Genomic DNA, 21,415 nt, shown 5'->3' with positions numbered 1-21,415 from the left:
CGCCGTGGCCGCGGCCGGTCACGGCGGCCCCGGCCGGGGCACACACGCGACGCAGCGAGTAAGGGGACGTCATGCTCGACCATCTGATCAAGGGCGCCGACCTCGTCGACGGCACCGGGGCGCCCGTCCGCAAGGCCGACGTCGGGATACGGGACGGTCGCATCGCGGTCGTCGCGGCGGCGGGGGCCGTCACGGAGGGGGCCCGGAGCAGTGAGGACGCCGACGGGCTCGTCCTGGCGCCCGGGTTCGTCGACCCGCACACGCACTACGACGCCCAGTTGTTCTGGGACCCGTACGCCACGCCCTCGATGAATCACGGGGTGACCACCGTGGTGGGCGGCAACTGCGGGTTCACGCTGGCGCCGCTGCGGCCCGAGGACGCCGACTACACGCGGCGCATGATGTCCAAGGTGGAGGGGATGGCGCTGGCCGCCCTGGAGGAGGGCGTCGACTGGAGCTGGCGCGGCTTCGGGGAGTACCTGGACGCGCTGGAGGGGCGCATCGCCGTGAACGCCGGGTTCATGGTGGGGCACTGCGCCCTCAGGCGGTACGTGATGGGGGCGGAGGCGGTGGGGGGCCGGCCCACGGAGGCGCAGCTCGGCGAGATGGTGCGGCTGCTGCACGAGGCCATGGACGCCGGGGCCTGGGGGCTTTCCACCACGCAGTCGTCCACGCATTCGGACGGGGACGGCGCCCCCGTTGCGTCGCGCCACGCGGGGCCCAGGGAGCTGCTGGCCCTGTCGAGGGCCGTGGGGGAGCACGAGGGCACACAGATCGAGGCGATCGTGGCCGGGTGCCTGGACCAGTTCGCGGACGCGGAGATCGACCTGCTGGTGGAGATGAGCGTCGCCGCGGGGCGGCCGCTGAACTGGAACGTCCTGACCATCGACGCGGCGGTTCCCGAGCGGGTGCCCCGGCAGCTCCTGGCGAGTGAGCGGGCGCGGAAGGCGGGCGGGCGCATCGTCGCGCTGACGATGCCGATCCTCACGCCGATGAACATGTCGCTGGGTTCCTTCTGTGCCTTGAACCTGATTCCGGGGTGGGGCGATGTACTGGGGCTCCCCGTGGACGAGCGGATCGCCCGGCTGCGGGATCCGGCGGTGCGGGCGGAGATGCTGCGGCGCGCCGACTCCAAGGAGGCCGGTGTCTTCCGGCGCCTCGCCGACTTCGGGCGGTACGTCATCGGCGACACGTACAGCCCGGAGAACGAGGGGCTGACCGGGAGGGTGGTGCGGGACATCGCGGCGGAGCGCGGGACGGATCCGTTCGCGTGTCTGGTCGAGATTTGCGCGGCTGACCGGCTGCGCACGGTGCTGTGGCCGATGCCGCCCGACAACGACCCGGCCTCCTGGGCGCTGCGCCGCGAGACGTGGGAGCACGAGGACGTGCTGCTCGGCGGCTCCGACGCGGGGGCGCACCTGGACCGGATGTGCGGGGCGCCGTACACGACGAGGTTCATCGGCGACTGTCTGCGGGGGCGCAAGCTCGTCGGGCTGGAGCGGGCGGTCCGGATGGTGAGCGACGACCCGGCCCGGCTCTTCGGGCTGCGGGAGCGGGGCAGGGTGGCGGAGGGCTACCACGCGGACCTGGTGCTGTTCGACCCGGAGCGGATCGATGCCGGGCCCGCGACGCTGGTGCACGACCTGCCGGGCGACAGCCCGCGGTTGGACTCGCGGGCGGTGGGGATCGTGTCCGTGCGGATCAACGGTGTGGAGACCGTGCGGGAGGACCGGGTCACGGGTGCGGTGCCGGGCAGGGTGCTGCGCTCGGGGCGGGACACGAGGACGGTGCCGACGCGGTGAGGCTGTTCATCGGGGGCGAGTGGGTCGAGCCCGAGGGCGGGCACTACGAGGTGGTCAACCCCGCCACGGAGGAGGTCGTCGGCCTCGCCCCCGAGGCGAGCCGGGGACAGGTGCACGAGGCGGCCGCGGCGGCGAAGGATGCCTTCGGGAGCTGGTCGCGCACGCCGCCGGAGGAGCGGGCGGCCGTGCTGGACCGGGCCGCCGACGTCATGGCCCGGGACGCGGAGGAGCACGCCCGGCTCGCGCGGGCGGAGAGCGGGGCGACGGCCGGCACGGCGCGGGCGATGCAGGTCGCGGTGGGGATCGCGCGGTTCCGCCGGTACGCGAAGGGCGCCCTGGAGCCGGTGGAGCAGCCGCTGCCGCCGCAGATCAGCGGGGCGGGCCCGATGGGACCGGCGTCGGTCCTGGGGGCGGTCGCGGTGCGCCGCCCCGTCGGCGTGGTCGCCTGTATCACCTCGTACAACAATCCGTGGGCCAATCCGGCCGGGAAGATCGCTCCGGCGCTCGCCATGGGCAACACCGTGGTGGTGAAGCCGGCGCCGCAGGATCCGCTGTCGGTGTACGCGATGGCCCGGGCGCTGGAGGAGGCGGGGGTGCCGCCGGGCGTGGTCAATGTGGTCACGGGGTCGGGACCCGCGGTCGGGGAGGCGGCGGTCGACTCGCCGGACGTGGACATGGTGAGTTTCACCGGGTCGACGGCGGTGGGGCGGCGTATCGGCGAGGTGTGCGGGCGCGAGCTGAAGCGGCAGCTCATGGAGCTGGGCGGCAAGGGCGCGGCGCTGGTGTTCGACGACGCCGACCTGGGCGCGGCGGTCCGGGGCATCGGCAGCACGTTCTCCTTCTACAGCGGCCAGATCTGTACGGCTCCCACGCGCGTCCTGGCGCAGCGCGGGGTGTACGAGCGGCTGGTGGAGGGGCTGGCCGGTTACGCGGGGCGGCTGACGGTGGGGGACCCGGCCGATCCGGGGACGGTGGTGGGGCCGGTCATCTCGGCCGCCCACCGCGACCGGGTGGAGGGGTACGTGGAGCTGGGGCGCAAGGAGGGCGCCCGGGTCGTCGTGGGCGGGGCGAGGCCCGCGTACGACAGGGGCTTCTACGTGGCCCCGGCCCTCCTGGCCGACTGCACCAACGACATGCGGGTCGTGCGGGAGGAGATCTTCGGCCCGGTCGTGGTGGTCGTGCCGTTCGACGACGAGGAGGAGGGCGTCGCGCTGGCCAACGACAGCGACTACGGCCTGATCGACTACGTCTGGTCCGGGGATGTGGCCCGCGCCTTCCGTGTGGCGGCCCGGTTGCGGGCCGGCGGGGTGGGCGTGAACACGATCGGCCGGAACATGGAGGCGCCGTTCGGAGGCTTCAACAAGAGCGGTGTGGGCCGGGATTGCGGGTCCTACGCGCTGCACGCGTACAGCGAGCTGCAAGCGGTCGTGTGGCCGGGCTGAAAACAGCGCGGGAAATTTTGGAAACCGGCAAATCGGACACCGTTGCGGTTCCCGTATATCGAACGGTGCAGTTTTCACCTACCAATCGGTCTGCGGCAGGTGGGAGGGGGCTTGATTTCCTTGCCGGGTCGGCGCCTCCTCCCTGGTAATGCAAGGCAAAGATCGCGGAGTGCCTTGTTCCGGATATGGAAACCGCAGCACCTAACGTCCTCTGCATGACTCAGGTAGAAGCGCGGCCCCAGGCCGGAGACACGGTAATGAGCGGCTCCGAAGGGGGCGTACGCAAGAAGGGGCTCGGCGACAACTCCGTCGGGCTCATGGGTGGTGCCGTCATCGGTGTGTCCACCGTCGCTCCCGTCTACTGCCTCACGGCCACACTCGGCCCTACGGTCAGTGAGGTCGGGCTGCAGATGCCGGCGATCTTCCTCGCCGGATTCCTCCCGATGCTCCTGGTGGCCTTCGCCTACCGCGAGCTCAACCGGGCGGTGCCCGACTGCGGCACGTCCTTCACCTGGTCGGTGAAGGCGTTCGGCCCCCGCGTCGGATGGATGTGCGGCTGGGGCCTGCTCGTGGCCACCATCGTGGTGCTCTCCAACCTGGCGGGCGTCGCGACCTCCTACTTCTATCTGCTCCTCGGTGAGGTCACCGGCAGCGAGTGGGTAGCCGGCCTCGACGGCAACAAGGCCGCGCACATCGCCACGACGCTGGCCTTCATCGCCGTCGCCACGGCGATCAGCTACCGGGGCATCACCGCCACCAAGTGGGTCCAGTACGCCCTGGTCGGCCTCCAGCTCACCGTTCTGGCGATCTTCGCCTTCATGGCGATCACCAAGGCCGACGAGGTCGCCGGATCGCTCGACTTCTCCTGGTCCTGGATGAACCCGTTCGGCGTCGACTCCCTCGCCGCCTTCACCGCGGGCCTGTCCCTGTCGATCTTCATCTACTGGGGCTGGGACGCCTGCCTGTCCATCAACGAGGAGAGCACCGGCAGCGCCCGGACACCCGGCCGCGCCGCCATGCTGGCCATGGTCGTGATCGTCTCCTCGTACCTGATGATCGCCATCGCCTCCCAGATGTACGCGGGCATCGGCGACAAGGGCACCGGCCTCGGCAACCCCGACACCGCGGACAACGTGTTCGCCGTCCTCGCGGAGCCGGTCATGGGCTCCGGCCTCGGCGTCCTGCTCTTCCTCGCCGTCGTCGCCTCCGCGGCCGCCAGCCTCCAGACCACCTTCATCCCGGTCGCGCGCACCGCCCTGGCCATGAGCACCTACCAGGCCATGCCGGCCTCCTTCGCCAAGGTCCACCCGCGCTTCAAGACCCCCGGCCGCGCCACCGTCATCGCGGGTGTCGCCACCGGCGTCTTCTACGCCGTGATGTCGCTGGTCAGCGAGAACGTCCTGATCGACACCATCTACGCGCTCGGCCTGATGATCTGCTTCTACTACGCGATCACCGCCTTCGCCTGCGTGTGGTTCTTCCGCCGCGAGCTGCGCCGCTCGGTGCGCGACCTGACCGTCAAGGGCATCCTCCCGGGCCTCGGCGGCGTGATGCTCACCGCCGTCTTCGGCCAGACGCTGTACGACATCTGGGACCCGGCCTACGGCAGCGGCTCCTCGGTCTTCGGCGTGGGCTCGGTCTTCGTGATCGGCGTGGGCCTGCTGCTCCTCGGCGTGGTGATCATGCTGGTGATGCAGCGCCGCAGCCCGGCGTTCTTCCGCGGCGAGGTCCTCACCAAGGAGACCCCGGCGCTGGTCGTGGAGGACTGACGCACCACTTCACCTGAGCCGGAAGGGGCGGACACCGTGGGACGGCACGGTGCCCGCCCCTTCCGTATGCGTACGTTCCGGCAGCGGGGCAAGGTGGACGGTATGTATGACCTCAACGCCATCGCAGAGGAACACCTCGTCGCCGCCCACGCCGACGAGCACGGCCGCAGCGCGAACCTGATCCTCCGGGACCCGCCGCTGCGGCAGAGCGTCATCGCGCTCACCGCCGGCACCTCGCTCGACGAGCACAACACCCCTCCCGCCGCGTCCCTCCAGGTGCTGCGGGGCGTGGTGAAGGTGACGGCCCAGTCCGGCGACACGGAGCTGACCATGGGCGCCCTCTACCTGCTCCCGCCGGAGCGGCACGGGGTGACGGCGGTGACCGACGCGGCGGTGCTGCTCACCGCCGTCAACGACTGAGGCCGGGTCTCGGGCGCGGCCTCAGGCGCGGGGGCTCAGCTCGGTCATGGCGTTCCAGCCGCCCTGACCGGGCAGCTCGACGTTGATGATCTCCGGTGTCGAGGCGATCGCGCCGGCCATCGCCTCCAGGCCGGCCGTGAAGTGCTCCGACCGGACGTGCGCGGCGCCCGCCTCCGCGTCCGCGAAGGCCTCCAGCAGCACGAACCGGTTCGGGTCCTCGACGTCGCGCGACCAGTCGAAGAACAGGTTGCCGGGCTCGGCGCGGGTGGCCCGGGTGAAGTCGTCGACCAGCGTGAGCCACTGGTCGCTGTGCTCGGGGCGGACGGTGAACCGGACGGCGATGAAGATCATGCCGTTACGGTGCTCCGCGCCCGGCCCCCCCGTCCAGCTCACGCGCCCGCGATTCCGGCACCGCCGGAAAACGCGCGTACGGACTCGGCCACGGCCGCCCGCACCTGCCCGTGGCGACGGCGGAACTGCTCGGTGGGCAGCGACACCGACAGCGCGTGCAGCGCCACCTCGCTTTGACCCGGCACGACCATCGCCACACAGGTGTACGCCGGGTCCGCCTCCCCCACCGACACCGCGAACCCCTGCCCCCGCACCCGCGCCAGCTCCGCCTCGAACCGCTCCGCCGACGTGATCGTCCGGTCGGTGAACCGGGCCATCCCGTGCTCGGCCAGATACCGCCGCCGCACGCCCCGCTCCACCCCCGCCAGCAGCGCCTTCCCGTGCGCGGTGGCATGCGCCCGCACCTCGGGCCCCGGCACGAAGGGGTGCGCCGGGTCCGTGACGGGCACCGTGCTGTCGACCACGGTGATCCGCCCGTCCCGGTACGCCGTGAAGTACGCCTCCGCCCCGCTCTCCCGCCGCAGCCGCCCCAGCACCTCCCCGACCCCGGGCCGGGCCCCCACGTGCCGCTGGAACCCCCGGTGCAGCGCCGCCACCCGCGGGCCCGGCGCATACCCGCCGCCCTCCGCCCTGACCAGGTGGCCGCGTGCCGTCAGCGGTCCCAGCAGGTGGTACACGGTCGACAGCGAACACCCCAGCCGCCGCGCCAGCACCTTCGCCCCGACGGGTGCGCCCGCGTCGGCCACGATGTCGAGGATCTCCAGGGCACGGTCGACGGACCGCGGGCCGGGGGTCGTGCTGCTCATGCGGACGAGCCTAGGCGGTCTCCCCCAGGAACACCGGGTTCGTGAACGCCGCCAGCGCCCCCGGCAGGCCCGGGACCGTCGCCGGGTGGCGGACCTCCGCGCGGACGTAGGTGGCGTACGCGGGCGTCGTCGTCCACTCGACCGTGCCCGTGCCGGAGGCGGGGAGGGGGGCCGTGTGGAGGACGCCCTGGTCGGTGACGAAGCGGGCCGTGCAGCCCGGGGCGCCCGTGACGTCGAGGCGGACCGTGACCGGGGCGCCGGGGGGTACCGGGAGCCGCTCGCCGATGCCCGCGTGGGCGCCGCGGCCACCGGTGGCGGAGAAGGCGAGGGACACGGCGGCCGACTCGGCGACGTACGACCGCCCCGCGCGGAGGCCCACCAGGATCGCCTCGCGCGTCAGGTCGTCGGCGAGGACGACCGTCTGCGGCTCGCCCACCTTCTGCGGCTCGCGGTGCGCGTCGCTGCTGCCCATCGCCGGGGTCCAGCGGCGCCCGGTGGCCAGGGTGCTGTCCCAGTCGGCCAGGGTGACCTCGTCGTCCGGGGTATACGAGCCGTTCCACACCTCCACCACGTCCGCCTCGGCGAAGCCGAACTTCCAGTTGCAGCCGATACAGGTGGCGTGCGGGTGCGCCGGGACGACCAGGCCGCCGGCGCGGCGGATCGCGCGGGCGTAGTGCCCGAAGCGGTTGTCGCGGGCCCGGTAGCGCCAGTCGACGAACGTGCCGGGGTCGGTGCCGACCGCGACGACGTGGCCGTTGCGGGTGGTGACCTCCTCGCCGGTGAGGATCAGCAGGTCGTCGCCCCACAGGCCCTCCCAGGCCCGGTGCGCGGCGTGCGTGTTGTGCTCGGAGGTGTTGATGAAGTCCAGCCCGGCGGCCCGCGCGGCGGCCGCGACCTCGGCGGGGGTGCGCCGCCCGTCGGAGTACACCGAGTGCAGGTGGCAGTCGCCCCGGTACCAGGCCCGGCCCCGCCCCTTGGCGCGCTCCGGCGGGTACACGGGCGCGGGCGTACGGCCGGAGGGCCCGTACGTGAGGCGGACCGTGACCGTGTACGCCAGGCCCTCGGGGGCGACCGTGTACGGGCCGAGCGCGATGTGCCAGGTGCCCGCGCGGACGGGCCCCGGGAGGTAGCCAGGGGTGGCGTCGTCGGCACGGAGGAAGAACTCGGTGCGGGCGCCGCCCGACCAGCCCCGGAAGCCGCGCCCGCCCAGCTCGGTGCCGCGCTCGTCGAAGACGCCGATGTCCAGGGCGTTGCCCTGCGTACCGGGCGGCACGGCGGGCCGCTCGTACGCGTACGACACCCGGATCTCCCGCACCCCGCGCGGCACCTCCACGGGCACGTACACGTAGTCGGGCGAACCGGGCGGCAGGGTGCCGCGCAGCACCTGCTCGGTCTCCCCCGGGGCGAAGCTCACGCCCCGCGCCACGAAGACCCCCGCCGCGCCCGTCACGAATCCTCGTCTGCCCATCATGGGTACCACCCTCCTCGCGGCCGGTGAATTTCCCGCCAACCCGAGGCGACCGTCTCGGAATTCGGCGCCGAGCGCCATACGTTGGGCGGTCATGCGGATCGCGACGACGATTTTCCTCACGGACCAGACCATCACCCCGGTACGGCTCGCGCGCGAGCTGGAACAGCGCGGCTTCGCGGGCCTCTACCTGCCGGAGCACACCCACATCCCCGTCGAACGCACCAGCCCCTACCCGGCGGGCGGCGATCTGCCGCCCGAGTACGGCCGCACCCTGGACCCGTTCATCGCGCTCGGCCAGGCCGCCGCCGTCACCGAGCGCCTCGGGCTCGGCACCGGCGTCACGCTCGTCGCCCAGCACGACCCCATCGACCTGGCCAAGCAGGTCGCCACCCTCGACCACCTCTCGGGCGGCCGGTTCACCCTCGGCGTCGGCTACGGCTGGAACAGGGAGGAGGCGGAGGACCACGGCGTCGTCTGGCGCACCCGCCGCGGCCGCACCCGCGACCGGATGGCCCTGATGCGCGCCCTGTGGGCCGCCGAACCCGCCGCGTACGAGGGCGAGACCGCCTCCGTACGCGCCTCGTACGCCTTCCCCAAGCCCGCCGGCGGCGCGCCACGCACCCTGATCGGCGGCGCGGCCGGGCCCACACTCTTCGCGCACATCGCCGAATACGCCGACGGCTGGCTCCCCATCGGCGGTCGCGGCCTCACCGAGACGCTCCCGGTACTGCGCCAGACCTGGGAGAAGGCGGGCCGTGACCCGGAGGCCCTCCAGGTCGTCCCCTACGCCGTCCACCCGACGGAGGGCAAGCTCGCCCACTTCGCCGACCTGGGCATCACCGAGACCGTCGTCCAACTCCCGCCGGGCGACGAGGCCGAAGTACTGCGGAAGCTCGACGAGTACGCGCGGTATGTGTAGAACCCCCGCACTCGTATGCTCGGGTCCATGACGGATGACCAGGCCGGACGCCCCACCAACAACGCCATGCGACGTGCCCTGAAGCGGGCCAGAGACGGCGTGGCGCTGGATGTCGCCGAAGCCGCCGTCCTGCTGCGGGCGCGGGGCGCGGACCTGGAGGACCTGGCGGCTTCGGCGGCGCGGGTGCGGGACGCCGGGCTGGCGGCGGCGGGGCGGGGCGGGGTCATCACGTACTCGAAGAGCGTGTTCATCCCGCTCACCCGGCTGTGCCGCGACAAGTGCCACTACTGCACCTTCGCGACCGTGCCCGGCAAGCTGCGGCGGGCCGGGCACGGGATGTTCATGTCGCCGGACGAGGTGCTGGACATCGCGCGCCGGGGTGCCGAACTGGGCTGCAAGGAAGCCCTGATCACCCTGGGGGACAAGCCGGAGGACCGCTGGCCCGAGGCGCGGGAGTGGCTGGACGCCCACGGGTACGACGACACCATCGCCTACGTACGGGCCATGGCCATACGCATCCTGGAGGAGACCGGGCTGCTGCCGCACCTCAACCCGGGCGTCATGTCCTGGACCGACTTCCAGCGGCTCAAGCCGGTGGCGCCGTCCATGGGCATGATGCTGGAGACCACGGCGACCCGGCTGTGGTCCGAGCCGGGCGGGCCGCACCACGGCTCGCCCGACAAGGAACCGGCCGTGCGGCTGCGCGTCCTGGAGGACGCTGGCCGCTCGTCCGTGCCCTTCACCAGCGGGCTGCTCATCGGGATCGGCGAGACGTACGAGGAGCGGGCGGAGTCGCTGTTCGCGCTGCGGCGCGTGGCGCGGGCGTACCACGGCATCCAGGAGCTGATCATCCAGAACTTCCGCGCCAAGCCGGACACGGCGATGCGCGGCATGCCGGACGCCGAGCTGGACGACCTGGTGGCGACGGTGGCGGTCGCCCGGCACATCATGGGGCCGTCGGCGTGTTTGCAGGCCCCGCCGAACCTGGTCGACGGGGAGTACGGGCGGCTCATCCGGGCGGGCATCGACGACTGGGGCGGGGTGTCACCGGTCACCATCGACCACGTCAACCCCGAGCGGCCGTGGCCGCAGATCGACGCGCTCGCCGAGAGGTCGGCGGCCGAGGGCTTCCGCCTGCGTGAACGTCTCTGCGTCTACCCCGAGTTCGTGACGCGCGGCGAGCCGTGGCTCGACCCGCGCCTGCTGCCGCACGTCCGCGCGCTCGCCGACCCGGAGACGGGGCTCGCGAACCCGGACGCGCCCGTGCGCGGCCTGCCGTGGCAGGAGCCCGACGAGTCCTTCACCGCCACCGGCCGCACCGACCTGCACCGCACCATCGACACAGACGGCCGCACCTCCGACCGGCGCGACGACTTCGACGAGGTGTACGGCGACTGGGAGGCGCTGCGCGAGGCGGCGGCGCCCGGGATGGTGCCGCAGCGCATCGACACCGACGTACGCGAGGCCCTCGCCGTCGCCGCCGACGACCCGACGCGGCTCACCGACGACCAGGCCCTCGCCCTCCTCCACGCGGACGGGCCCGCGCTGGACGCGCTGTGCCGGGTCGCGGACGACATCCGGAGGTCGGCCGTGGGCGACGACGTCACCTACATCGTCACCCGCAACATCAACTTCACCAACGTCTGCTACACCGGCTGCCGCTTCTGCGCCTTCGCCCAGCGCCGCACGGACGCCGACGCCTACACCCTGTCCCTGGACCAGGTCGCCGACCGCGCGCAGCAGGCGTGGGACGTCGGCGCGGTCGAGGTGTGCATGCAGGGCGGCATCCATCCGGACCTGCCGGGCACGGCGTACTTCGACATCGCCCGGGCCGTGAAGGACCGTGTCCCCGGCATGCACGTCCACGCCTTCTCGCCCATGGAGGTCGTCAACGGGGCGACCCGCACCGGGATGTCGATCCGCGAGTGGCTGACCGCCGCGAAGGAGGCCGGCCTGGACTCCATCCCGGGCACGGCCGCGGAGATCCTCGACGACGAGGTGCGCTGGGTCCTGACGAAGGGCAAGCTGCCGACGGCCACCTGGATCGAGGTGATCACCACCGCGCACGAGCTGGGCATCCGGTCGAGCTCGACGATGATGTACGGCCACGTAGACCAGCCCCGCCACTGGCTCGGCCACTTCCGCACCCTCGCCCGCATCCAGCAGGAGACCGGGGGATTCACCGAGTTCGTGACCCTCCCCTTCATCCACACCAACGCCCCCGTCTACCTCGCCGGCATCGCCCGCCCCGGCCCCACGGCCCGCGACAACCGCGCCGTCACCGCCATGGCCCGCGTCCTGCTCCACCCGCACATCCCCAACATCCAGACGAGCTGGGTCAAACTCGGCGCCGACGGCGCCGCCGAGATGCTCCGCTCCGGCGCCAACGACCTCGGCGGCACGCTCATGGAGGAGACCATCTCCCGCATGGCGGGCTCCTCCTACGGCTCCTACAAGTCCGTCCGGGACCTCATCGCCATCGCCGAGTCCGCCGGCCGCCCGGCCCGCCCCCGTACGACCCTGTACGGCGAGGTCCCGGAGGAGCGGCAGCGGGCGGCGCGGGCGTCCGACGGACACCTCCCGGAACTGCTGCCGGTGCTGACAGACTGATCGCATGAGGACCGGTGCGGGGGCGGCGCGGCCATCGATGCAGGCACTGCTGCAACGGCGCAAGCGCGCCGGGTTCGTGGGGCGGCGTGACGAACTGGCCGTGTACCGGGAGAACTTCGACATCCCCGTGGACGACGACCGGCACCGGTTCGTGTTCCACGTCCGGGGCATCGCCGGGGTCGGCAAGACCACGCTCGTCCGCGAGTGGCAGGACCTCGCCCGCGGGCGCGGCGCCCTCACCGCCTACGTCGACGAGAGCGTCAACAGCGTCCCCGAGGCGCTGGCGGAGATCAGCGCGTGCTGCGCCCAGCAGGGGCACCCGCTCAAAGCGCTGGACCGGCAGCTCGCCATCTACCGGCAGCGGCGGTACGAGGCGGAAGCGGCGTCGGCCGCCGTGACGGGTCCGGAGCAGCAGGACGCCGCCGCGGCGCCGAGCGCCGGCGGCATGGCCATCGCACAGGCCGGGCTGATCGGCGCGGGCATGCTGCCCGTCGTCGGGGCCTTCGCCGGGGCGGTCGACCCCGCCCGGGTCGCCCAGGGAACCGACCGGCTGCGGGCCGTGCTCAGCGCGCGCTTCCGCAACCAGGACGACGTCCAGCTCGTGCTCGACCCGCTCCAGGCCCTCACGCCCGTCCTGGTCGCGGAACTGGACCGGGTGGCGGCCGAGGTGCCCTGGGTGGCGCTGTTCTTCGACACGTACGAACGCACCGCGCCGTTCCTCGACACCTGGCTGCGCGACCTGATCACCACCGAGGACCGGTACGGGGCGCTGCCGCCCAACGTGGTCCTCACCCTCGCCGGGCAGACCCGGCTCGACCCGGCCTGCTGGTCCGACTACGCCGAGTTCGTCGGCGACATCCCGCTCGAACCCTTCACCGAACCGGAGAGCCGGCAACTGCTCGCCGCCAAGGGGGTCGTGGACGAGACGGTCGTCCAGGACGTACTGCGGCTCGCCGGTGGCCTCCCGGTCCTCGTGTCGACCCTCGCGGAGAAGCCCGGCGAGGTGGACGCCCCGAGCGCCGACGCGGTCGACCGCTTCCTCAAGTGGGAGACGGACCCCGTCCGCCGGGCCGCCGCCCTGGCGTGCGCCCTGCCGCGCCGGTTGAACGAGGACGTGTTCGCGGCGGCCACCGAGACCGGCACGGCCCTGTTCGCCTGGCTGGGTTCGCTGCCGTTCGTGTCCGAGCGGGAGGGCCACGCCCGCTACCACGACGTCGTACGCGGCCCGATGCTCCGCCTCCAGCGCTTACGGTCACCACGCCGCTGGAGCGCCGAGCACACCCGCCTCGCGGAGGTCTTCGCCGGCTGGGCGGAGGCGGCCGCCGGCGACGTACCGGCCGACGAGCTCTGGAGCCGGGAGACGTGGCGCGCACCACGCCTGGAGGAGCTGTACCACCGGCTGTGCGCCCAGCCGGTCACGGCGCTGCCCGGCATGCTGCGGGCGGGCGTGGACGTGTGCGAGGAGCAGGACCCCGCGACGGCCCGCCGCTGGGCCCGGGTCCTCGCCGACGCGGGTGAGGACACCGACTCGGCGGACCTGCGTGCCTGGGGGCGGGACACCCTGGCCGCCCTGGACGGCGAGGAACGGCCCGTCGGGTTGCTCGGTCTGCTGCTGGCACGGGCCGGGTTCGGCCGGGAGGACCAGGTGGCGGCGCTGGTCGTCCGGGGCATGCACCACCGGCGGGACGGCGACCACGCGAAGGCGGTCGCCGACTACGAGCGGGCGCTGGCCCTGGACCCGGACTGCGCGCGGGCGCACTACGGGATGGGGCTGGTGCTGCGGGCCGAGGGCGACTACGCGGGAGCGCTGGCCCGCCTCGACCGCGCGGACGGCCTCGCACCGGACACGGCGTGGATCCTGGAGTCACGGGGCGATGTCCACCGGCTGCTGGGGCAGCACCAGAAGGCCGTGGCGGACTGCGACCGCGCGCTGGAACTCCGGCCCGACTCCACCTGGGCGCTGGCCACCCGGGGCATGGCCAAGTACCTCATGGAGCGCGACCGCGAGGCCCTCGCTGATCTGGACCGCGCCATCGAGCTGGAACCGGAGTACTGGTGGGCGCTGCTGAGGCGGTCCGAGGTGCGCCTGCACCTGGGGGACGAGGACGGGGCGCTGGCCGACCTGTACCGGGCCGAGGAGATCGAACCGGACCGGGCCTGGGTCATCGGTGAACGTGCCCGCCTCCACTGGCGGTGCGGCCGCCACGAGCAGGCGCTCGCCGACTTCGGCCGGGCCCTGGAAATGGACCCGGAATACGCGTGGGCGCGTGCGAGCCGGGCGCTGGTGTGGGAGTCGATGGGACGGCTGGACGAGGCGCTGGCGGACCTCGACCGGGCCGTCGAGCTGAAGCCCGTCTACACATGGGCCCTGACACAGCGGGCGGACGTGCATCGTCGCCTCGGTGACGGGGAGGCCGAACGGGCGGATCTGGACCGGGCCGTGCTGAGCGGTGACAATCCGGCGCTGGCGTTCGCGATGCGCGGTGCCGGGCACCGGCTGGCGCGGCGGTACGAGGAGGCCGTCGCCGACTTCGGCCGGGCCGTCGAGCTCGACCCCGACTACGGGTGGGCCATCGGTTCGCGCGGGGTGACGTACCGGGCCATGGAACGGCTGCCCGAGGCGCTGGCGGACCTGGAGCGGGCCGCGCTCCTGCTGCCGGACACGCCCTGGGTGCTGGCGGAGCGCGAGACGGTCTACCGGGAGCTGCGGGTGATCGGCAGGGACGCCTCGCCGGTCGACGAGATCGCCGAGAGCGTGCCCGGCGACGTGGGGTCCTGGATCCGGCGGGCTTCGGCCCGGACGGTGTGCGGACGGTTCGGGGACGCGCTGGCGGACTTCGACCGGGCGCTCGCCCTGGACCCGGGGCACGGGTGGGCGCGGGTGAGCAGGGCGTGGCTCCGCGGGCGGCTCGGCGACCGGCAGGGGCAGTTCGCGGATCTGGACGAGGTGGTCGCCTCGAAGCGGAACCACGGCTGGGCCCTCGGTGAGCGGGCGATGGCGTTGCGGTCGGCCGGTCTGCCGCTGCGCGCCCTGGCTGACCTGGACCGGCGCGCGGCGCTGGGCTTCGACCCTTCCTGGACCCGTGGCCGCCGGGCCGCCGCCCTGCTGTCCCTGGACCGGGCCGGGGAGGCGCTGGCGGTGCTGGAGGAACTGCCGCCGGGTGACCGGGACGGCGAGCTGCCGCTCCTCGCGAAGGCGCTGCGGCGGCTCGGCCATTTCACCGAGGCGCGTGAGGCGGCGGCACGGCTCGCCGAGTTGGCGCCTCCTCTCGGGCTGTTCCACCTGGCGATGGCCGAGAGCCGGCTCCGGGGAACGGCGCACGCGGCGGCGCACTGGCGGGCGTACGGGCAACGGTATGCGGCCGTCGCTCCGCGCGAGCCCTGGGCCCACGAGGTCGGGAGGTCCTGTGTGCCGGCCGCCGCGCTCGGGGACTGGGACGAGGCCCGGCTGCGTCTGGAGCGGATGCTGTCGCTGCGCCCCGACTGGGGAGAGCTGAAGGACCTGGAAGGGTTCCTGGAGGAGCTGGCCGCCTGCCCCGGCGCCGACGGGGACGCCCTGGCGCGGCTGCTGGATCCGGTGCGGGCGGCCCGTATCGCAATGACGCCCGACGACGACGGGACATGAGACCCGAAGGACCGGTGGGCGCCCAGATCCGTACCTCTTGGGCGTCCGCACCCATAACACTCCGGCCCCCAGGCCCCCCGATTCCTTCGATTACAGTGCTGCGCGCCGGACGTAGGCCGATCGGGTGACGGGAGGGACGCGAGGTGAGTGCGGCAGTTGCGGCTGTCTGGGGCCGGGCCGAGCAGCAGGACTTCCGTGCCCGGGTGCGGGGCTGTCTTCTGGGTGCCGCCATCGGGGATGCCCTCGGGGCGGGCGTGTCCGGGTTGTCGGTCGAGGCGATCCGGGCGGCGCACGGGCCCGACGGGCTCGCCGACCTGGCGCCCGCGTACGGGCGGCGGGGTGCCGTGACGTCCGCCACCCAGCTCGCGCTGTTCACCGTGGACGGTCTGATACGCGCCCAGGTGCGCCGCGACACCGGCGCCTGGCACCCGCCCACCGACGTCCACCGCGCCCATCTGCGCTGGGCGGCCACCCAGCGCGACTGGGGTCCCGACGAGCGCCGCAAGGACAACGGCTGGCTGGCCTGCGAGGAGTGGCTGTACGCCCGCCGCGACCCCTCGCCCGCCACCCTCACCGGCCTGGGCGACGAGATCCTCGGCACGCTCGACAAGCCGAAGAACCCCGCCGCCCGCGACGCCGGCGCCCTGGTGCGCTCCGCGCCGTACGGGCTGCTCGTCGGGTGGGAGCCGCAGTTGGTGTGCCAGCTCGCCGTCGAGTGCGCCGTCCAGACCCACGGCCACCCCGCCGCCTACCTGTCGGCCGGTGCCTTCGCCGTCGTCGTGCACGGCCTGGCCCGTGGCGAGACCGTCGACGGCTCCGTCCAGCGGGCGCTGGCCCAACTGGCGGCCCGCCCCGGCCACGAGCCGGTCACCGAGGCGCTGAAGCACGCGCTCGGTGCCGTACGCCAGGGCATCCCCAGCCCGGCCAGGATCGCCTCGCTCGGCGACACCGACGGCGAGCACGCCGAGGACGCCCTGGCCATCGCGGTCTACTGCGCGCTCGTCGGCGAGGACGTCCGCCACGGGCTGCGCCTGGCCGTCAACCACGACGGCCCGTCGGAGACCACCGGCGCCCTCACCGGCGCGCTGCTCGGCGCCCTGCACGGCGAGACCGCCCTCCCGCCGGCCTGGCTGGCCGAGCTGGAAGGGCGGCCGACGATTCTCCAGATCGCGGACGACTTCGCCATGGAGATGACCCAGGGCCCGGCCCTGCACGGCCCGGCCGTCTCCGCGCCGGGCTGGCTGGCCCGCTACCCGAGGGGCTGACGTTCGGGAGCCGCTTGGGCGGGGCTGCCGTCGTCGGAGTGGAGCTTGTCGAGCACGGCGTCCCGCTCGGGGGTGTCCTCCGGCTTGATGAAGCCGATGAGGACGTACAGGATCAGCGAGGTCGCCAGCGGCGAGACGATCTGGATCTGGAGCTCGATGCCGTCGAGCCCGTAGTTCGTCAGCCAGAACGCGAACAGGCCGGCCGCCCACGACACCAGCGCGGCCGTCGGCCCGGACCTGCGGAACGTCCGCAGCAGGCCGAGCATGAACGGGATCGCGATCGGGCCCATCAGGCCGGCCACCCACTTGATGACGACGGTGATGATGTCCTTGAAGGTGGGGGAGTTGACCTGGGTCGCGATCGCCATCGACAGGGCGAGGAAGGCGACGGTCGACCAGCGGGCGGCCAGCAGCCCGGCCCGGTGCGACCAGCCGCGCGCCGCCTTGCTCATGGCCGGGGCGATGTCCCGGGTGAAGACGGCCGCGATGGCGTTGGCGTCGGAGGAGCACATGGCCATGGTGTGGGAGAAGAACCCGACGATGACCAGCCCCAGCAGCCCGTGCGGCAGGAGCTGCTCGGTCATCAGCGCGTACGAGTCGGACGCGTCCGGCTTCTCGGGCTTCACCAGCAGCGGCGCGCACCACATCGGGAAGAAGAGGACGAGCGGCCAGACGAACCACAGGACCGCCGACAGCCGCCCGGAGCGGGTGGCCTCCCGGGCGCTGGGTGTGGCCATGTAGCGCTGGGCCTGGTTCCACATGCCGCCGCTGTATTCGAAGGTCTTGATGAAGAGGTACGCGAGCAGGAAGGTCAGCGTGTACGGGCCGGCGGTCGGTTCCGTGTGCCCCTGCATCTCGGGGCGGTCCCACACGGTCCACAGCGCGCTGACCCCGCCCAGCTCCGCCATGACGGCGACGAGCATGGCGATGCCCGCGAAGAACTGGATGATGAACTGGCCCAGTTCGGTCAGGGCGTCGGCCCACAGCCCGCCGACCGTGCAGTAGATGCCGGTGATGACGCCGGTGATGAGGATGCCCTGGTTGAGCGAGATGCCGGTGAAGACGGACAGCAGGGTGGCGATGGCGGCCCACTTGGCGCCCACGTCGACGATTTTGAGCAGCACGCCGGACCAGGCGAGGGCCTGCTGGGTTGGCAGGTTGTAGCGGTTCTTGAGGTATTCGAGCGGCGAGGCCACATGGAGGCGGGAACGCAGCCGGTTGAGCCGGGGCGCGAAGAGGTGGGCGCCGATGGCGATGCCGATGGCGATGGGGAAGGACCAGGTGACGTACGAGGTGACGCCGTACGTGTAGGCGATGCCCGCGTACCCGGTGAACATCACCGCGCTGTAGCCCGACATGTGGTGCGAGATGCCCGAAAGCCACCACGGCATCTTGCCGCCGGCCGTGAAGAAGTCGCTGACGTCGTCCACGCGTTTGTGGGACCAGACGCCGATCGCGACCATCACACCGAAGTAGCCGATGAGCACGGCCCAGTCGAGACTGTTCATGTCCCCCTCCAGGGGTCCGCCTTGTGAACGTCGAAGCACTTCGTCAGTACGTCCGGTCAGCGGTGCCCCCGTGCGGGAGCGGGGACTTCGGGGATTGAACCGTCAGTTCGAGCGGCCGGTCAAGAGCTTCAAGGGTCACGGATATGAACAGAAGTCAGAAAGCCGAACTCCTTTACCCTTTCTTGACCCACGCGGCCGTTGTCAGGCCCGGGACGGCGGCCGGACGATGATCGGGCGCTTCGTCAGGTCCGTGCACATGACTGAGCGACCGCACGGGATGCGGGTCCCGTGCGGTCGGTGGATACAGGAGGCGGCCCTACCTCATCAGCTCGCCCGCGTTGACCAGCAGCGACTGGCCCGTGATCGCCCGCGCCCGGTCGGAGGCGAGGAACACCGCCGCCTCCGCCACGTCCGCGTCCGTGGCCAGCTCCGGCAGCGCCATCCGCTCGGCCAGCCGCCCCAGCACCTCGCCCTCCGGTACGCCCTCGGCCTCGGCCGTCAGGCGTACGTACGCCTGGACCGGCGGCCCCCACATCCAGCCGGGCAGCACCGTGTTGACCCGTATCCGGTGCGGGCCCAGCTCGTGCGCCAGCGAGTACATCGCCGACGTCAGCGCGCCCTTGGACGCCGCGTACGCCGCCTGCCGCACCTGGGACGGGGCGGCCACCGCCGACTGCGTACCGATGATGACCACGGCACCCCCGCGCTTCTTCAGCGCCGGCAGACAGGCCCGGGTCATCCGCAGCGTGCCCAGCAGGTTGACGTCCAGGACGTCCCGCCAGGCACCGAAGTCGGCATCCTCCAGGCCCCCGAAGTAGCTGTCGTACGCCGCGACATGGACCACCGCGTCGATCCCGCCGAACCGCGCGACCGCGAGCGCGGCCAGCGCCTCGCACCGGCCCTCGTCGGTGATGTCCGTGGCCAGCCGCGCGCTGCGCCGCCCCTCCGGGTCGATCCGCTCGGCGCACGCGGCGAGGTTCGCCTCCGTACGCGCGCCCAGCACCGCGTTGCCCCCGTCCCGTACGACGGCGGCGGCGACCTGGTGGCCCAGGCCGGGGCCCACGCCGGAGACGATCACGGTCTTGTCGCGCAGCGGCATCCGGTGCCTCCCGGGCTCTGGACGAGAGATCTGACGCACCGTCAGAGTAGGCCGCATGAGCGACGACGACAATGACACCCGCAGTGAGGACTACGCCCGGCTCGCGGCCGTGGGCCCGTACGGCGTTCGCCCCGGCCACGCACTGATCACCATGGTCGAGCCCCACCCCGGCCACGAGTACGCCTACAACCGCTGGTACGAGGACGACCACTACTACGCGGGCGCCATGGCCATGCCCTGGATCTACGCCGGGCGCCGCTGGGTCGCCACCCGCGAGCTCCAACTGCTGCGCTACCCGGAGAAGTCGGCGGTGGCCCAGCCGGTGACCGCCGGGTGCTACCTCTCCACGTACTGGATCACCGAGGGCCGCTACGACGACCACATGAAGTGGACCGTGGCCATCAACAAGCGCCTGAACCACGACGGCCGCGTCCACCAGGCCCGTACCCACGTCTTCACCGCGTTCCAGGACCACGCGGCGACCGTCTACCGCGACGGCGCGGCCGGCCCCCGCGACCACCACGCCCTGGACCACCCCTACGCGGGCCTCGTCCTGGAGGTCATCGACGCCGAGGGACCCCGCGAGCGCGCCGAGCTGCTGGACTGGCTGCGCACCCGCCACCTCCCACGCCGCCTCGCCGGCTCACCCGCCGCGATGGTCACCGCCTTCCGGCCGACGCCCCTGCCGGGCGACCGGATGACCTACGTCAAGCAGGTCGAGGCCGTCGACACCCGCCTCACGCTCCTGTGGTTCCTGGAACAGGACCCGCGCACATGCTGGGAGGACCACTTCACGGGCCTGGAAGCGGGCGAGCGGGGCAGGGTGGAACTCGTCGCGCCGTTCATCCCGACGGTGCCGGGGACGGACCGGTACGTCGATCAGTTGCGATAGCGCATGACCGAGCCCCCTCGGCCGGGACGGCGGACCAGTCGAGAGGGCTCATCGGTGATGCGCCGACAGTCTCAGAGAGCTCCCGTGCTCACTTCACGCACGAACGCGTTCCACGACTCGGGGACGAACGTGATCGACGGACCGGCGGGGACCTTGGAGTCCCGTACCGCGATCGACGCGACGACGGGGGACTTGACCTCGACGCACGCGCCGTTCCCGCCGGAATACGAGGACTTGGTCCAGGTGTCCGTGGCGCCCTGAATGATTGCCATCTTCTCCGCTCCGGTTCTCGACAAGTGACAGCAGTGACTCGCACCGGCCTGACCTGCAGGCTGGCGTGATCGACGCTACTCGTCGCGATCTGTGCGCGGGGCGGGCGTTCACTCGACCGGATGGCATATTCCATGCGGGTCTTCCGCTGGAAGCCGGTCGGGGTGTACCGTACCGGCTTCTTCCCCGGCGGGCTGGGCGAATCCCCGTCATTCACGCCGTACTTGGCGAATCCGGACGACCGGGACTTGCGGGGCGTGCGGGCCAGGACGAGGGGGCCAGGACGAGTGGGTCAGCGCGTGGCGTCCGCGTAGTCCTTGATGACCTCGCCAATGAACTGCCGCGTCTGCTCCACGTTCAGCGCCTGGGCGCGCAGGTGCTCGTACATCACGCTGTACCGCTGGACGTCGTTCGCCTTCTCCAGATACAGGTCACTGGTGACACCCTCGATGTAGACCACCGAGGAGTCGGAGGCGTCCGGGAACTCCAGGATCGCGTAATGGCCGCTGATGCCCGGATGCGCGCCCATGTCGAACGGCAGCACCTGCACCGTGACGTGCGGCAGGTGGGACTGCTCGACCAGGTGCTCCAACTGCTCGATCATGAGCTGTTTGTCGCCCACCACCCGGCGCAGCGCCGACTCGTCGATCACCGCCCACAGGCGCAGCGGCGTCTCCGCGTCCTTGATGCGCTCCTGGCGGCGCGCGCGGACGTTGACCCGTTTCTCGATGTCGGCCGGCGACGACTCCGGCAGGGCACCGGTGATCAGCGCCTCCGCGTACTGCCGGGTCTGCAGCAGGCCCGGCACGACCTGGGGCTCGTACACCCGCAGTGAGGCCGCGTCCGTCTCCAGGCCGATGTAGACGCTGTACGGGATGTCGCCGAACGCGTGCCACCAGCCCTGCTGGCGCGAGTCCTTCGCCATCTGCATCAGCGAATCGACGATGCGGTGGTCCTCCACCTCGTACACCCCGCACAGGTCACGTACATCGCGCTGGCTGATGGAGCGGCGGCCGTTCTCGAGGCGGCTGATCTTCGACTGCGAGACGAGCAGGCGCTCCGCCACCTCCTCCGCCGTCATGCCCTTGAGCTCACGCAGCCGGCGCAGCTCCTGGCCCAATCTGCGTCGCCTGACGGTGGGGTTGACGTTGGACGCCACGGGAAAC

The 21,415-nt window shown here is 72.4% G+C and carries 16 protein-coding genes; 9 read left to right on the top strand and 7 right to left on the bottom strand.

The features are described 5' to 3' along the window. The first annotated feature begins 71 nt into the window (after nt 1-71). From AB0J57_RS16260 to AB0J57_RS16245, 4 genes are all read left to right on the top strand, one after another. The gene (locus tag AB0J57_RS16260; protein WP_366128794.1) at nt 72-1,802 is read left to right on the top strand and encodes a D-aminoacylase; all 1,731 of its coding nucleotides are present in this window, start codon (nt 72-74) and stop codon (nt 1,800-1,802) included. Then, on the top strand, nt 1,799-3,244 hold the full coding sequence (locus AB0J57_RS16255) for an aldehyde dehydrogenase family protein (RefSeq protein WP_366128793.1): 1,446 nt from the start codon (nt 1,799-1,801) through the stop codon (nt 3,242-3,244). The genes AB0J57_RS16260 and AB0J57_RS16255 overlap by 4 nt, the downstream gene beginning before the upstream one ends. Before the next feature lie 215 nt (nt 3,245-3,459). Then, nucleotides 3,460-5,013, top strand: coding sequence for an APC family permease (locus AB0J57_RS16250; RefSeq protein ID WP_366128792.1), 1,554 nt, complete (start codon nt 3,460-3,462; stop codon nt 5,011-5,013). Between the two features lie 102 nt (nt 5,014-5,115). Then, nucleotides 5,116-5,433, top strand: a complete 318-nt coding sequence (locus AB0J57_RS16245) for a cupin (protein ID WP_126884967.1) — start codon at nt 5,116-5,118, stop codon at nt 5,431-5,433. A 21-nt stretch (nt 5,434-5,454) separates the two neighbouring features. On the opposite strand, the gene AB0J57_RS16240 is transcribed toward AB0J57_RS16245, so the two are convergent. Genes AB0J57_RS16240 through AB0J57_RS16230 form a run of 3 tightly spaced genes read right to left on the bottom strand, consistent with a single transcriptional unit; the run spans nt 5,455 to nt 8,061 of the window. Continuing rightward, nucleotides 5,455-5,784 carry a putative quinol monooxygenase gene (locus AB0J57_RS16240; protein WP_366128791.1) on the bottom strand — a complete coding sequence of 110 codons (330 nt, stop codon included), beginning with the start codon at nt 5,782-5,784 and terminating at the stop codon, nt 5,455-5,457. 38 nt (nt 5,785-5,822) lie between these two features. After that, nucleotides 5,823-6,590 carry an IclR family transcriptional regulator C-terminal domain-containing protein gene (locus AB0J57_RS16235; RefSeq protein WP_366128790.1) on the bottom strand — a complete coding sequence of 256 codons (768 nt, stop codon included), beginning with the start codon at nt 6,588-6,590 and terminating at the stop codon, nt 5,823-5,825. A 10-nt stretch (nt 6,591-6,600) separates the two neighbouring features. Then, nucleotides 6,601-8,061, bottom strand: coding sequence for a CehA/McbA family metallohydrolase (locus AB0J57_RS16230; protein WP_366128789.1), 1,461 nt, complete (start codon nt 8,059-8,061; stop codon nt 6,601-6,603). A 91-nt stretch (nt 8,062-8,152) separates the two neighbouring features. Here AB0J57_RS16230 and AB0J57_RS16225 point away from each other — a divergent pair, with 91 nt between their 5' ends. The 4 genes from AB0J57_RS16225 to AB0J57_RS16210 all read left to right on the top strand — a co-directional run bounded on the left by AB0J57_RS16225 (nt 8,153) and on the right by AB0J57_RS16210 (nt 16,480). Beyond that, nucleotides 8,153-8,980: a TIGR03619 family F420-dependent LLM class oxidoreductase gene (locus AB0J57_RS16225; protein WP_366128788.1), complete on the top strand. Its 828-nt coding sequence runs from the start codon at nt 8,153-8,155 to the stop codon at nt 8,978-8,980. 27 nt (nt 8,981-9,007) lie between these two features. Continuing rightward, the gene (locus AB0J57_RS16220; RefSeq protein ID WP_366128787.1) at nt 9,008-11,590 is read left to right on the top strand and encodes a bifunctional FO biosynthesis protein CofGH; all 2,583 of its coding nucleotides are present in this window, start codon (nt 9,008-9,010) and stop codon (nt 11,588-11,590) included. Nucleotides 11,591-11,594: 4 nt separating this feature from the next. After that, nucleotides 11,595-15,215: a tetratricopeptide repeat protein gene (locus AB0J57_RS16215; RefSeq protein ID WP_366128786.1), complete on the top strand. Its 3,621-nt coding sequence runs from the start codon at nt 11,595-11,597 to the stop codon at nt 15,213-15,215. A gap of 143 nt (nt 15,216-15,358) precedes the next feature. Then, entirely contained in the window at nt 15,359-16,480 is a 1,122-nt protein-coding gene (locus AB0J57_RS16210) for an ADP-ribosylglycohydrolase family protein (protein ID WP_366128785.1), read from the top strand. Here the strand turns inward: AB0J57_RS16210 and AB0J57_RS16205 are convergent. After that, nucleotides 16,465-17,988 (bottom strand): sodium:solute symporter family protein, encoded by a 1,524-nt coding sequence (locus AB0J57_RS16205; protein ID WP_366128784.1) that lies wholly within the window; start codon nt 17,986-17,988, stop codon nt 16,465-16,467. The genes AB0J57_RS16210 and AB0J57_RS16205 overlap by 16 nt on opposite strands. Nucleotides 17,989-18,304: 316 nt before the next feature. Beyond that, nucleotides 18,305-19,087, bottom strand: a complete 783-nt coding sequence (locus AB0J57_RS16200; protein WP_366128783.1) for an SDR family oxidoreductase — start codon at nt 19,085-19,087, stop codon at nt 18,305-18,307. A 55-nt stretch (nt 19,088-19,142) separates the two neighbouring features. Between AB0J57_RS16200 and AB0J57_RS16195 the strand changes: the two genes are divergently transcribed. Beyond that, nucleotides 19,143-19,979, top strand: a complete 837-nt coding sequence (locus AB0J57_RS16195) for a hypothetical protein (protein ID WP_366128782.1) — start codon at nt 19,143-19,145, stop codon at nt 19,977-19,979. 71 nt (nt 19,980-20,050) lie between these two features. Here AB0J57_RS16195 and AB0J57_RS16190 read toward each other — a convergent pair whose 3' ends face one another. Together AB0J57_RS16190 and AB0J57_RS16185 are read right to left on the bottom strand one after the other, a co-directional pair. Next, nucleotides 20,051-20,251: a DUF397 domain-containing protein gene (locus AB0J57_RS16190; protein WP_126884956.1), complete on the bottom strand. Its 201-nt coding sequence runs from the start codon at nt 20,249-20,251 to the stop codon at nt 20,051-20,053. Nucleotides 20,252-20,541: 290 nt separating this feature from the next. After that, a complete protein-coding gene (locus AB0J57_RS16185; protein ID WP_366128781.1) occupies nt 20,542-21,408 on the bottom strand; it encodes a helix-turn-helix transcriptional regulator in 867 nt (288 codons plus the stop codon). Nucleotides 21,409-21,415: the final 7 nt, after the last annotated feature.

The organism is Streptomyces sp. NPDC049837, assembly GCF_040674455.1.
GTDB lineage: Bacteria > Actinomycetota > Actinomycetes > Streptomycetales > Streptomycetaceae > Streptomyces.
This window is presented reverse-complemented; position numbering and strand designations above follow the sequence as displayed.